This window comes from Endozoicomonas sp. ONNA1 (assembly GCF_024606325.1).
In the GTDB taxonomy this organism is placed as follows: Bacteria; Pseudomonadota; Gammaproteobacteria; order Pseudomonadales; family Endozoicomonadaceae; genus Endozoicomonas_A.
This window is the reverse complement of record NZ_JAHHPN010000088.1, coordinates 1-13,208: the sequence shown is the minus strand read 5'-3', so window position 1 is coordinate 13,208 and position 13,208 is coordinate 1. Positions and strand designations below refer to the sequence as shown.

General features: G+C 45.6%; 11 protein-coding genes. 3 read left to right on the top strand and 8 right to left on the bottom strand.

Annotated features, from left to right (window positions below; translation table 11 throughout):
• Positions 1–195 precede the first annotated feature (195 nt).
• Positions 196–945: a LuxR C-terminal-related transcriptional regulator gene (locus KDK19_RS01920; RefSeq protein ID WP_257291240.1), complete on the bottom strand. Its 750-nt coding sequence runs from the start codon at positions 943–945 to the stop codon at positions 196–198.
• Positions 946–1,401: 456 nt separating this feature from the next.
• Between KDK19_RS01920 and KDK19_RS01915 the strand changes: the two genes are divergently transcribed.
• Positions 1,402–1,593, top strand: coding sequence for a hypothetical protein (locus tag KDK19_RS01915; protein ID WP_257291239.1), 192 nt, complete (start codon positions 1,402–1,404; stop codon positions 1,591–1,593).
• A 68-nt stretch (positions 1,594–1,661) separates the two neighbouring features.
• Positions 1,662–2,702, top strand: coding sequence for a hypothetical protein (locus tag KDK19_RS01910; protein ID WP_257291238.1), 1,041 nt, complete (start codon positions 1,662–1,664; stop codon positions 2,700–2,702).
• Positions 2,703–2,855: 153 nt separating this feature from the next.
• Here the strand turns inward: KDK19_RS01910 and KDK19_RS01905 are convergent, their stop codons facing one another.
• Both KDK19_RS01905 and KDK19_RS01900 read right to left on the bottom strand, forming a co-directional pair.
• Complete coding sequence (locus KDK19_RS01905; protein ID WP_257276151.1) at positions 2,856–3,299, bottom strand: hypothetical protein; 444 nt, start codon at positions 3,297–3,299, stop codon at positions 2,856–2,858.
• Positions 3,280–3,594 (bottom strand): succinate dehydrogenase assembly factor 2, encoded by a 315-nt coding sequence (locus KDK19_RS01900; protein WP_257255465.1) that lies wholly within the window; start codon positions 3,592–3,594, stop codon positions 3,280–3,282. The genes KDK19_RS01905 and KDK19_RS01900 overlap by 20 nt, the downstream gene beginning before the upstream one ends.
• A gap of 263 nt (positions 3,595–3,857) precedes the next feature.
• Between KDK19_RS01900 and KDK19_RS01895 the strand changes: the two genes are divergently transcribed.
• Positions 3,858–4,913 carry a folate-binding protein YgfZ gene (locus tag KDK19_RS01895; RefSeq protein ID WP_257255464.1) on the top strand — a complete coding sequence of 352 codons (1,056 nt, stop codon included), beginning with the start codon at positions 3,858–3,860 and terminating at the stop codon, positions 4,911–4,913.
• Positions 4,914–5,168: 255 nt separating this feature from the next.
• On the opposite strand, the gene KDK19_RS01890 is transcribed toward KDK19_RS01895, so the two are convergent.
• From KDK19_RS01890 to KDK19_RS01870, 5 genes are all read right to left on the bottom strand, one after another.
• A complete protein-coding gene (locus KDK19_RS01890; protein ID WP_257276150.1) occupies positions 5,169–5,399 on the bottom strand; it encodes a hypothetical protein in 231 nt (76 codons plus the stop codon).
• Positions 5,392–6,282 carry a hypothetical protein gene (locus KDK19_RS01885; RefSeq protein ID WP_257280711.1) on the bottom strand — a complete coding sequence of 297 codons (891 nt, stop codon included), beginning with the start codon at positions 6,280–6,282 and terminating at the stop codon, positions 5,392–5,394. The genes KDK19_RS01890 and KDK19_RS01885 overlap by 8 nt, the downstream gene beginning before the upstream one ends.
• 12 nt (positions 6,283–6,294) lie before the next feature.
• A complete protein-coding gene (locus KDK19_RS01880; RefSeq protein ID WP_257276148.1) occupies positions 6,295–6,960 on the bottom strand; it encodes a 2OG-Fe dioxygenase family protein in 666 nt (221 codons plus the stop codon).
• A gap of 168 nt (positions 6,961–7,128) precedes the next feature.
• On the bottom strand, positions 7,129–7,779 hold the full coding sequence (locus tag KDK19_RS01875) for a fumarylacetoacetate hydrolase family protein (RefSeq protein WP_257252554.1): 651 nt from the start codon (positions 7,777–7,779) through the stop codon (positions 7,129–7,131).
• 327 nt (positions 7,780–8,106) lie between these two features.
• Entirely contained in the window at positions 8,107–13,200 is a 5,094-nt protein-coding gene (locus KDK19_RS01870) for a transporter substrate-binding domain-containing protein (RefSeq protein ID WP_257291237.1), read from the bottom strand.
• Positions 13,201–13,208: the final 8 nt, after the last annotated feature.

Below are 13,208 nucleotides of genomic sequence, written 5' to 3'. Positions count from 1 at the left end.
GCGAGCTATTTGACGAAGAAGCAGGAATTTTTAGACCAATTTATTGCAACCGCAGTAGGACAGCCTTAAGTCCGACAGGCTGCTAGTCACCCTCGGGGATGATAAATTTTCGACGGCAAAAAAATGGCTTGATTTGATCCCAATATGTTTGTGAAACGGCAACAGATACCATTGTACGTTCCTGATGCGCATGTATCAGTTAACCATTACCATAGACAACTGTCTGAGACGTAAGGTGGGAGGCAGAAAGTCGTGACAGCCCACAGAAATCGCCGCTTCTATCAGCTGAGCGATGGAGTGTACTTCAAACTTTTTTTTCAGATGCTCAATGTGGGACCGGATGGTATTTTCAGACAGTGACAGAATACCTGCAATCTGCTTAATCTGTTGATTACAAATCAGGAAAAACAGCACCTCTGACTCTCTGGGGCTCAGACTGGGCATAACGCCTATGCGGAATGTCGACTGACCTTTGGCTCGACCATCCAGTTTCATCAGGCAGCGTATATTCAAAGCAGCCTTCATCCAAGACTGTGTCACCGAATGACCATGACTAAGCACCCCGTCTATCTGGTGCAGATGGTTGTAGTGAGGTTTTTTCCTGGAAATGTAGGCAAACCAGCCATTTCCTCCCGGATGCACATTCAGGACAGTAATCTCTTTTTTCTCGCTGACACAAATGTTGTTCTGCGCCACAATCTGGTCAGAACAGCAAGAGAATATAGGTGCCGGAATCTCCGAAAACCGTTTACCACATACTTTGTAGCGCAGGGGAATACCATACAACCAGAGAGAGTGCTCATTGAGATAGAACGCTCTGTCGTGACAGTCATGAACCCCCCAGGCCTGCAAGTGGTCGTGTTCCATAAAATGCATGAAGTCACTGGAGAGCTCTGGAGCAGAAGATACGTTATCGATAGAGATCATTTTTGTTATCACAATCATTATGACTCAAGACACCAAGTTTGCTCCTGACCACCGTGGCCCAACATAACGAATTACAATCCGGACAGCACTCTGAAGCACTCCCCGGAAGCCAGCTCAAAGCAACATGAGTCCCAATCCATTCAGTTGTAATTCAGGGCAAACCCAACCTAAGAATGAACAAGGATAGACCAATATCGACCATACCTGTGCGAACGATCATACTTTTAAAATTAAACATGAGTACCATTCAATAAACTCCATGTAAATCTGCAAGTGTTTTGATTGGACAGGTAAAAATGTGATGTCTAAGCTTCCCGCTACTCAGGCGGACTCTCAAGTAATCCGTTAAATGCGGGGATTACCCTTTTCTTTTGGTATTTATTTTACAGGTGGTTCATAGTTTCATGGAAATACTTTCAAGCCTGCTTCTGGCCTTGATTCTCCCTTTTTGTTCTTCTCTATGGGCTGTGAATAATGAGATCAGTGCAGATGACCTTTTGCCATACGATCCTCAGGAGGGTGGTGCTATCTCTGAAAGAGACAGAAGAGAGGCTCGAAGAGGCGGAGGCTCCTCAGGTGGCGGAAAAAGTAGCAGTTCCAAAGGAGGCGGTTACAAAGGTGGTGGTTACAAAGGTGGCGGCTCAAAAGGAAGTGGTCACAAGGTGACGAGCTACATAAAATCGTCAGCATCAAAAGCCAGAGTTAAAATTGCAAAATTCATGAAAGGTTATTCGATGACCACCTCTAAAAAAATATCTGTCTCAATAAACCCGCTGGGTAAGTCCTTGCGGGGGAGTCAGGCAATAAACAAGATTGAGTCAAAAGTCCGCTTTCAGGCTAAAGAATCTGATTTTCTTTACTACACACTTAGGGGACATGCATCACTGAAAAATTTGTTCCATCTGATTTTAATCGAAGATCCGGAAGACTCCTCAGAATTGTATCTTGGTTTCTATGAAGAGGATGAAGGTAGTGTTATTGATACAGCTGTTTTAAGTGCAACGCCTGCGCCCATCTTTTTGCAGGACGTTTTATATAAGTCTGACACATCAGCTCCTGCAATCAATGGCACTATTACCAAAAGCACGGCTCTGCCAACTCATTCAGGTCAGCCTTTAAACAAGACTTTTATAAATACAAATTCGACCTCCCAAAATACAACCGGGTTACGCGACTTGATGCCAAAGGAGCGTGAGTTTAAGCCCTTCAGACCCATTCTAAGCTTGAAAAAAGAGCTGGAATATTCAATCGAAGTGGCTTGGAAATCAAGGGATGTAATAACGTCGGCAACAATGTCTGATACCAGTGATATGACCTATACAACAGTCAGCCCTTCAGCAACACTGTCTTCGTCGCTACAGTCCTCGTCAATATCATCTTCGACGAAACAAGTGCTGCCAGACGCCTCTGAGGCTATTCCGGAAAATGTCGGCACGCAGATTATTATCAAAAATAAAGAGGGAATGATTCTGGCAACATTAAATCTTGATCTGGAGCCTGGGTATTTTTCATTCAGTGATGAAAATGGATATGTACTGGAATACAGAATTGACGAGTTTGGTATTCATCAGCTAACAAAAATCCACACTGAAACTGAATATGCGAACGAAAACAGATACAATTTTTTCTTTCCAGAACAGCATCAGGATTACAGCGGCGTGTACGCGTTTCTCGGTGGGTTTTGCGGGTTTATAGTAGTTGCCGGGGCTTTGTCAGTATTAGCAGTCCATTGTGGAAATCGTCGGGCGAAGACACTTCATGGAACGCCTTTGTAAAAATGACCCTGAGCTTCTGTATACGTTTCCCTTTTCTCCAGCTGCAGCATTGATGGCGTTACTGCTGCGATATTATCAACGATATTTTACCGATAGTCTGGAGCAGGGAAGCAACTGTATTCCTCATGGAAGCGATGACATAATTTTAATACTTTATTTTCTTCCTTTGCTCATCAACATTAAGCGCAACCTCAGAGCATGCAGTGACGCTGGATGATCGGAGTCCTTGAAAAAATTCACCGAATAATTTCGCTCATCCTCACCACGAAACCTCAGGCACATCAACCAGGGCAATACCAGCCATTCGCCCTGTGGTATGCATGGCTGCCAACCTTTTCGGGTCCCAATGAACCATCGCTCCCTATACCAGCGTATAGCAAGCACACTGGTGCCAAGACTTTTTTTTAGCTGTGACAGGTAATAATAAACGGCATAGGCATTCAGGACTGCAAACAACAATATGGTACAGAGGAAGTTAAGAGATGTGAAAAACAATGCCATACTGGCAAAAAGATAACAGAAAACAGTTAGTATGAAGTGACGAACAGAGAAACCTGCCCGCACTTCAATCAGAGAATCATTGGGCCCTGACCGCATCCTTCAAACCACTATCTAAAGCTTTATCCAAACCGCTATCCAAGCCACTTCGGGCATATTGCAGAACCTTGTCCACCATACTCGCCAGCTCGGGATCCTGAGGACGACCATCCCCCATAAACCAGGCAAACAGATCCGGATCTTCACAATCGATTAATTTCAAATAGACAAACTGATCTTCTGCAGACAGTTTTTTAAAAACCTGATTGGTGAAGGGCTCCAGCAAGACATCAAGCTCCAGCATACCGCGTCGACTGTGCCACTGCAGGCGTCTGAAATCATCAGCGCTTAACATTTTCGGAATACTCCCTTGATCGAGTTCAATCAACCGGAAAAAACAGAAAGCCTTGTCATAAGACTCTGGGAAAGTTGTCTAAATGCAGGCAAGACAAGCTCCCGGCATTCAGTGAGAAGCATTATACGGTTTAGTTAGCGCTCTGAATACTCTATATTATGACAATCAACGTCCACCCGCCCTTGTCTGTATCCATTTGCAAGCCAGCAAGGATACTGAAAATCAGAACACTGACCAGAACAAAACATTGAAGAGAATGGATCATGACTAACGATCGAGAAGAAAGATTCCAAACGTTTTTTACTGAGCGGGGGGCTCGTTATGAAAACGGCAAACTGCTTGGCTTTGGTGAGCCCTCTTCAACATCCGAACCGGAAAAGCCGATATTATCTGTTCTAAACCAGAAAGCACTTTTGCAGGTTTCTGGCCCCGACAGTATGAAGTTCCTCCAGGGACAACTCACCTGCAATCTTGATACGCTAACGACTGGTCAGTTTTCTGGAGGAGCGGCCTGCACCCCCAAGGGCAGAATGTTCACCAGCTTCATTCTGCTCAAGGCCAGTGAAGATCAATTCATGATGGCTATGCACCAGGGACTGGTTGAAAGCACTCGGAGCTGCCTGGGAAAATACGCTGTTTTTTATAAAACCGAGCTGACCCCTGACCAGAAGTACGTCTGCCTGGGACTGTCAGGAAATGCCGTTGAAGAGAAAATAGCCAGTGTCTTTAATGACGTTCCCGATGGCAACAGCGCACTCGATATTGATCAGCAGGGCTGGCTTCTGAATGTTTCCGGGAGCGTGAATCGTTTTGAACTCTGGATTACCTTCGAGCATCTGGCAACACTTTGGGAAAAACTCACTGAGCAGTTCACACCCAAAGGGCAACACCACTGGCAACTGCTGGATTGTCTCGCTGTTGAGCCCAGCCTGTCACCGGAAACTGCCAATAATTACATTCCACAGCACCTGAACCTGCCATCGCTGAAAAGTGTCAGCTTCAGAAAAGGCTGCTATACCGGCCAGGAAATTGTTGCCCGCATGCAAAATTTGGGGCAGCTAAAGAGTCGTTGCTATCGCCTCAGCTCGGACCAACAGCTGACAGTTGAACCTGATACACGACTGTTCAATAGTGCAGGCAAAGGGATAGGCGAAGTAATTGAGAGTATTCAAACCGGTCAGGGAACCGAGCTGCTGGCAGTCATTCGGGTCGAATCTGCCCAAGAGAATGATGTACGACTGGAGGGTGAAGAAGGTCCAAAACTCAATTGCCAACCACTGCCTTACGAAATAGATCCTAAACAGGAACTGCAATATTAAAACCTGTTTGATTGCCCATAAGTGAGTCCATAAGTCAGGGTACCTGCACATTAATGCAGGTACCTTTGTAAACCTCAAACCCGCCCCCATTCTTTAAATCCAAACACACCTAGCTCCAAAGTTGTGGCATGGTGAGGAAGCATGTTAGATTCGGTGATCTCAAAACCACAGTGCTATCTTTATGAGTTTGTAAAATTTCGACTCATGTATATCAACAGTATCAACCCCCAATGATCCGCTACATTAATTTATAACTTAGAGGTAGTTCCTGACCATCCAATTTCTTTTTCTCCTCAAGACTATAACAGCGTAACGAATGATCACCTCTGCATGAGGGAACTTATTAAGGAATTCTTCATCTACTATTTGATGCCAAACTAGCAAGACGGTAATATTCTTTTTAGGATCACTCACCAAGAAATCACCAAGGATTTTTTTCTCTATGCTGGCGTTAATTATTCTGTCGGTAATAAATACTTTATTCATTTGTGCTTTTCAATCTAACGAATTTATGCGTGATTAGTTTTTTTGTGATAAAAATAAGGATAACTACAACACTGATAGCTATTCCGAGGCGTATTAGCAAAATTGCGACTATATCAGCTCCAAAAATAGCAAAGATCAGCGTTTCTTCAATTAAACCATGAGCCAGCAGCAGGAAAGTTAAAAGATAAAGCCTCTGCTCTTCCTCAACGGACTTTATATCTTTAAGCAGGATACCCGCTCCATATGTGACTCCTAAAAGACAGCCAACGGTCATGCTTGATAGATATGTGTGTTTATCTAATAACGCTTTAAAAAATGCTCGCTTTTTAATTAGGTCAAAAGCCACTACCAGTGTGGCCACCAAAATCGAAATTTTCAGTGTCAGCAAAAGTGCATTAGAAAAAGCCCCCAATACAAGTGCGCCAAATGAAGCATATTCAGCTTTTACTTGACTGCTCCCTACGCTGCCTACCAATTCTTGAGGCGTTAAAAATGATGCCACCCAAGCCCCTAAAATGCCTAAGCACAAACGGGATATCCAATGTATATGGATGGGAAACCCCACTTTTTTCATTACGGCAGACTCCAGGGGAATGGAGTGACATATCGCAATAAATGTGCCTACTATCGTCCATTCATAAGGCGAAAGATCAAGTCCTGAAGCAACTGCTATACCCGCGTAAATATTAAGAAAAAAGCTGGCTGCGAAAGCTACAGCTACGTCGGCTGGCAATTTAAGTAATTGAGTAGCAGGCTCAAAAATGAAACCTACATAGTCGACCACCCCTAGATATTGCAAAACTTCACTCAGCATTGAGAAAGGAATGACCAGTTTTGCAATCATTAGGATTATTCGTTTAGATTCTTTGATACTTTCTTTCATAAATCGTCCCAGCTATACGAAGTTATAGTCAATAATGAGCATGTCTCTCCAGCCTGGCTGATCTTGTAGTGCGGGAAATAGAGGGGAAACGTCATGTTTTACAACTTCATCGTTAATTATTATGCTATCGAGGAACCAGTTTAATTGTTTATGCTCGATCGGAACATTTTTATTGCTGTAAATCCCAGACACGCCTCCCAAAACATTTTTCCGTTTAATAAGATGTTGAGAAACGAAATAATGACCATCTCTGTGTATTCCTTCAGGCGTTGGCAAGCCAACCATACTTTCTTTGGTGTTCACCCGGAACTGATGAGTATTAATGATAAGTTTTCTGGTTCTATAGTCTTCTACAGGAATGATATCAAGACAATAGTTTACAAGACTATTAAGAAGGATAGAGTTGGCAAAGTTGAGGTCAACTGGAGGAAGCCTTCTGTTTAAGCCGCCATTCAAATGATTAATATTTTTTGATTGAAAGAAGTGTTGACTTTCTCTTATCCACTGTAGCTCTTTGGTTTCAAAGTTATATTCATACCGACCAAACCTACGCTGTCGATAACTACCATTATCGTTCATATATTCATCTTTAGGAAGATCATCCCAGAAGTTACAGATGCTTTCGTAGTTTATTTCTTCATCAATACCGACTCTTAAGTCATCGCCTTTGATTACCACATAACCATATTGATCGAGCGCTCTCTTTTTTTTATTTGTATGAATAAACCTTTCTTCCCCTGTATGAGATGGCTTACAGTGTCGTGTCGTGTCGTGTCGTGTCGTTCAGATAACACTGTCTAACTCCCTATATTTAACGTTTTTTTATTGCTTGAGGTTTATAGTGTATTAAGCAATGCTAGCACTGGTTTTTAGCTCGCATCTATTTCTTACGTAAAGCTCAGCTATTAACTGGTCACCACCAGATAGGGAGCTGACACCTGCTGGAGTGCCTGTTAAAACAATATCACCCGCCTGCAAAGTAAATGCCCGGTCAATATCATAAAGTAGATCTTCAATCTTAAAAATCATCTGACCACTATTACCTCTCTGTTGCAGTTTATTGTTTTTGTATAATATCAGTTTCAGGTGATCGAGATCAGAATAGTCATCGATTTCAATAAAATCGGAAATAACTGCTGACCCCGAAAAAGCTTTTGCTCTTTCCCAAGGGTGGCCTTGCTTTTTTAATTCATTCTGGAGATCTCTCAGGGTTAAATCGAGAGCAAGACCCACCCCTCTAATGCTGTAACTTTTAGGAGCTTTCGCCTCACCGATCAAGATGGAAATTTCTAATTCATGATGGACTACCCCAAAATCTTCAGGAATGTTGAGGCTCCCTGCAAAAGGTACTACAGAAGAGAGTGGCTTTATGAACAATAATGGTGATGTTGAAATATCATTATCGAGCTCTTTAACGTGCTCCAGATAGTTTCTACCTACACAAATAATTTTACCGACTGCATAGTCAGAAGGTTTTTGACTGATAATTGGGAACATAGCTCTTTTACATCGCCGTTATTTTTACTTGTATGAAATTTGGCGAGAGCAAATATATAGATTACAAACTCGATTGTCAAATACATTACTTTTGACGTCTATATAAGCTGAATACCATTAGTTTTCAGAGGAGAACTGCTCAATGAGTAGAGAATAAAAGATTTATCAATGTCTGCAACTTGTAAATTAAATCCGCCCATTTAGAATTTAAATCCACCTAAGAGAATGATGTTTGACTGAAAGGAGGAGGATACCTGTACAGCAATGCAGGCATCCTGGTTTCAGTTTTCAGATGTTCCGATCAACCAAAGGCTGAACACTCTTTTCTCAAAGCTCTACTTCTGACTGAAAACCTTCAAGAATCTGCTCTGCTTCTTCAAAATCGTAAACTCTGATGCTTTTCTGCAGCCTGTCCAGCTTGTGTTTATCGACCTTGCCGACCAGGCCGCCCACCAGTTCAGGCAACGACTCTGAAGCAGAAACATCGCCTTCCTGAAGTTGAGTAATCATGGAACTCATCAGTAAGGACAAGCGCTCAATCTCGACCCTGCCTTCACCAACCGTTGCTTCTTCCGGGTCTTTCCCGACCAGTTGCCTGAGGCTCTCCATTACCTCTTCAAAGGCGTGTTCGAAACTTTTAAGCAGCTCTTTTGATGGCAATTCATCCCGAGTTCTCAGTGCTGCCTCCAATCGAGCCGCGGTGATATGCAAATGTTCTGCTCCAAGGCTGCCTCCAGCCCCCTTGATACCATGAACAATAAAACGGGCAGCCTGCCAATCCTGTTTATCCAGACAATCCCGGAGCTTCTGCAAGTCTTCTCCCTGATCCAGATAAAAGTTCACCAGTAACTGACGGTATAATTCGACGTTCCCTCTTACGCGGTTAAGACCATTATGAAGATGAATGCCTTTCAGTTTCTCAAGATCTTCTGCAAACTCTTTCTGCTCAGTCGCTTTAGTTACAGCAGGGCCCGATGACGCCCCTTCATCAGACACCTGGAGCCAGCGGTCTACCATTTCCTGCAACTCCACAGGGTTCAATGGTTTGGAGATATGATCATTCATACCCACCTGCAGACAACGTTCACGGTCGCCGGTCATGGCATGGGCGGTCATGGCAACAATCGGCAGATCCTTATCACCTACATTTCGACGTATGACTCTGGTTGCCTGATAACCGTCCATCCGGGGCATCTGAATATCCATAAAGACCAGATCAAAAGTGTTCGATTCAAGGATATCCACGGCCTCCTGACCATTATCTGCAAGAGTCACCGTCAGCCCCATACCTTCAAGCAACTCACGAGCTACCTGCTGGTTAATCTCATTATCTTCCACCAGCAGAATATCACCCTTGAACGTCTGCTTGCTGGCATGACTGTCGACACCCTTGCTGCCACCAACAGAGCTTTTATAATCCAGGGTGCGCAGAATGGTTTCTACCAATACGGAGCTGCTGGCCGGTTTGATCAGGAAAGCGTCCACCCTGCCAGAAGCCCTGGCCATCACTTCTTCACGGCCGTAGGCTGAAACCATGATCAATACCGGCATGGAATCAAGCTCCATGGCTCTGATCTCCTCTGCCAGTTCAATACCATCGGTCTCTGGCATTCTCCAGTCCAACAGAGTGACAGTCACAGGATTATCAGAGTCCAGATTGTGCTCTCTCAGGATATCCAAAGCGGCTGCACTGTCCTCTGCTTCCAGCGTTTCACAGCCAAAACTGTTGAGCTGGCTAATCAGTAACTTGCGGGCTTCTTCGGTGTCATCAACAACCAAGACTCGTCTGCCGACCAACGACTGGTCAGTGAGTCCAATGGACTCACCCAGACCCAGTTCCACATCAAATTGGAAGGTACTGCCCTGATCAATTTCGGACTTCACCTCAATATCACCATTCATCATATTGACCAGACTTCGACAGATGGCCAGGCCAAGACCTGTTCCACCAAACTTGCGGGTAGTCGAGCCGTCAACCTGAGAGAAAGACTCAAACAGTCGGGCCTGGTGCTCACGACTGATGCCGATACCGGTATCCTGTACTTCAAAACAGATTCTGGCAGTTTTTGAATTAATCGACAGTAGTCTTACGGTTATCCTGACGGACCCGATATGGGTAAACTTCACAGCATTGTGAATCAGGTTGATCAATACCTGTCCAAGACGAAGAGGGTCACCTTGAAGGTGGCGCGGAACATCAGGCCCGATGTCGTAGCTGAGTTCAATACCCTTCTCTTCCGCCTTTACGTTGGTGATGTCATAAACATTGTCAAAAACATCCTCCAGATTAAAATCAATGGTCTCCATATTGAGCTTTCCGGCTTCAATTCTGGAGAAATCAAGAATGTCATTAATGATACCTAACAGGGCATGGGCAGAAGACTGGATCTTAGCAACATAGTCCTGCTGCTTGTCAGACATATCGGTCTGCAACACCAGGTGACTCAGGCCAATAATGGCATTCATTGGCGTACGAATTTCATGGCTCATATTAGCCAGGAAGTTACTCTTCGCCTGGTTAGCCTGATCTGCGGCCTCTTTGGCTTTATGAAGCGTCTCCTCAGCATGCTTGCGGTCAGTGATGTCACGACCGGTAGCAGAGAGATAACCTTCACCTTCGTACTCCATATAGTTTGCCGTCACTTCAACCGGGAAAACCTTGCCATCATGGGTTTTGCGCAGGGTCTCATAAGTCATCGCCTTACGCATGGTCAGCTGGTCCCAGAGCCGCTCCCAGGAAGTCTCCGTCACCGCCGGATTGATATCCATAATACTGAGTTCCATCACCTGGTCAGGGGTATAACCCAGTGCGCGACAGGAAGACTCATTCACGTATTTGTGGCTGCCATCATGGCGGAACCAGTGAATATAATCGGCTGCCCGATCCAGGGTGAAGCGAGCCATGGACAGTTCACGCTCACGCTCTTTCTGCTCGGTGATATCCACCATGGTGCCCACGGCACGCAGTGGATGGCCCCGACTGTCCCGGAAGACGACCTTACCTTTGTTCCGAACTGTTGCGTAACTACCGTCCCTGCGTCTGATGCGGTATTCATAGACGAAGGCTTTATCCGAGTGAGCAAACTGATCGTTGAAGAAATCAACGGTAGCAATCTTGTCATCTGAGTGAATCAGGCGACGCCAACCCCCCGGAGTGTTCGCCAGCTCTCCGGCCTCATAGCCCAGCATGCGCTGATATCGAGGACTGAAATAGATACGCTCATTAGCAACATCCCAGTCCCAGAGACCATCGGAAGCGGCATCCATCGCCAGCTGATAACGCTCTTCACTGGATCTCAGGGCATCTTCGGAAAGCTGCCTTGAGCGCGCAACAGCTACCAGTTGACTGGCCCTGCGCAGGAGATCCACTTCATCACTCAACAGCTCGTCTTCGGTCTGGCGATTGAGGAATATGACCCCACCTATCTGTTCAGCGAATAACGTCATGGCAACATGAATCCCCGTTACCACGCCATCCTTACTGAGGCTCCTCAAAGATTCGCTTTTGGCTGACTGCTCACTATCAACGCTCAACTTAAGTGTTGCTATACCGTCTTCAGATGGCTGACTTCCTTGCCTGAGGGCACCCCTAAGCAGCTCATTCAATTCCCCCATTCTCAGAGACTTGTTGTCAGACCAGAAATACTCAATGGCTGAATGTCCATCCGTTCTCGAATAAACCAGGGCCGCGTCATAACTCATAAAAACGGCCAGCTTGCGGAGGAAATACTGCACTGCCTCTTCAAGCGGTTTATTAATAAACTTTCTGGAAATATCACTGAGCAGACGATCCAGATCTGAACGGGCTTTCAACTCTTCTTCGGCACGCTCCCTCTCACCGATTTCCAGAGTCAGCCTTCGATTCCAGTAAATAATCAGGATCAGCGTCACAAGGATCAGCAACAGACCGATGAACAACTCTTTATTAGGCTGCCAGCTTAATTCGGTAATAGAGACCCAGCGACTGTTGATCTCAGCCTTCTCTGCCTCAGTCAGACTGTCGACAGTTTTATGCAGAATGGAACCCAGCATGGGCCAGTCATTGCGACTGCCAAGAGCGTATTCATACTCAAAACCTGCCTCACCCACCACACGAAGATTAGTGACTTTGAGTCGATCAAGTTCAAAACTGGAAGCTGCAATGTCCGCAATTACCGCATCCAGAGCACCGCTGGAAACACGGTTAATCCCAACACTGAGACTGGCCATCGGCTTGAAATAAATGCCAGGGTGTTTGGCCCTGAAAACATCCAGAGAAGCACTACCAGGCACATAACCGACATTGCGCCCTCTAAGATCACGAATATTTTCAATGGTTTTATCCGAGGTTCTGGCCAGAATTACGGATGGCACTTTGAATAATGGGCTGGTGAAATCCAGATAGCGACTGCGCTCATCGGTCTTCTGTACCATGCCAAGCACATCGGTTTCATGACGATAGGCACGACCCAGAGATTCAGTCCAGACTTTGGATGGATTAAGACGGAATGTTAAACCCAGACGATCTTCAAGAAGACGGAGATAATCAACGGCTATGCCCTGATAATTTCCTTCCTCGTCCTGGAACAGGAACGGCGGATGATGGGCCTGCACATCAATCTGGATAATGCGATTCCTGTCCAGCCAGCGTCGCTCTGCTTCGGTCAGGTTGACCTTGGTGATACCCTTGCCAAAATACCGGTTATCACTGTTTACAATCCAGCGTTCTTCAATCTCCTCGTACTCTTCAGGCGAGATATCTCCCAGCCCCCTGTTAACCAGAGTAATCAGATCGTCACTTCTATCTGCGGCTACCCCGGCACCAATGGCCTCATTCATATTGAAGTATTTGCTGCTGCTGAGCTCACCGATCAGCCCCAGAGCTCCCAGGGCAGACTCAACCACCACAGGCACCCCCAAGAAAGCATCGATATCACCCCTGAACAGACTCTGAATCAACTCAATGATATTGTCACGAGTGACCAGCATGACCCCCGGAAGCCATTTGTTGACAAACTCTTCATGACTGGAGTCTGTCACCACGCCCAGCCTTCTGCCATCCAGATCAGGCCCCAGGTCATTGACCGACTGGTTACTGCGATAATAAATTCGTGAACTGATGGCATAAAACGGATTGGACATTTGCATCCACTCACTGCGAGCCCTGGAGGGAGAAATACTCCCGAGAACATCTACCTTGCCACTCTTGAGCGCCTGAGTAATCTCGGTTTGCTCCCCCATTCTGAAGCGAACAGGCGTAGAAGTTTTTTCAGACCACTTCTGCCAGATGTCTACATACATACCGGCCGGTTTACCCAGCGCGTTGACAACAGACAGCGGCGCCGAGGCCGTTTCCAGAGCGCTAACCAGTTTTCCTGAAGTTTGGTCATCATGACCAAGCCAGCGTCCGAATACCAGACTCTTGCGATCTTGCGGTATCATTTCCATAC

Bases quoted from the DNA above. Each gene is read 5' to 3' on its own strand.
- KDK19_RS01890 (WP_257276150.1), bottom strand. From the start codon at position 5,399: ATGAATAAAGTATTTATTACCGACAGAATAATTAACGCCAGCATAGAG.
- KDK19_RS01870 (WP_257291237.1), bottom strand. From the start codon at position 13,200: ATGATACCGCAAGATCGCAAGAGTCTGGTATTCGGACGCTGGCTTGGT.
- KDK19_RS01905 (WP_257276151.1), bottom strand. From the start codon at position 3,299: ATGCGGTCAGGGCCCAATGATTCTCTGATTGAAGTGCGGGCAGGTTTC.
- KDK19_RS01875 (WP_257252554.1), bottom strand. From the start codon at position 7,779: ATGTTCCCAATTATCAGTCAAAAACCTTCTGACTATGCAGTCGGTAAA.
- KDK19_RS01915 (WP_257291239.1), top strand. From the start codon at position 1,402: ATGAGATCAGTGCAGATGACCTTTTGCCATACGATCCTCAGGAGGGTG.
- KDK19_RS01910 (WP_257291238.1), top strand. From the start codon at position 1,662: ATGACCACCTCTAAAAAAATATCTGTCTCAATAAACCCGCTGGGTAAG.
- KDK19_RS01900 (WP_257255465.1), bottom strand. From the start codon at position 3,594: ATGTTAAGCGCTGATGATTTCAGACGCCTGCAGTGGCACAGTCGACGC.
- KDK19_RS01885 (WP_257280711.1), bottom strand. From the start codon at position 6,282: ATGAAAGAAAGTATCAAAGAATCTAAACGAATAATCCTAATGATTGCA.
- KDK19_RS01895 (WP_257255464.1), top strand. From the start codon at position 3,858: ATGACTAACGATCGAGAAGAAAGATTCCAAACGTTTTTTACTGAGCGG.
- KDK19_RS01920 (WP_257291240.1), bottom strand. From the start codon at position 945: ATGATTGTGATAACAAAAATGATCTCTATCGATAACGTATCTTCTGCT.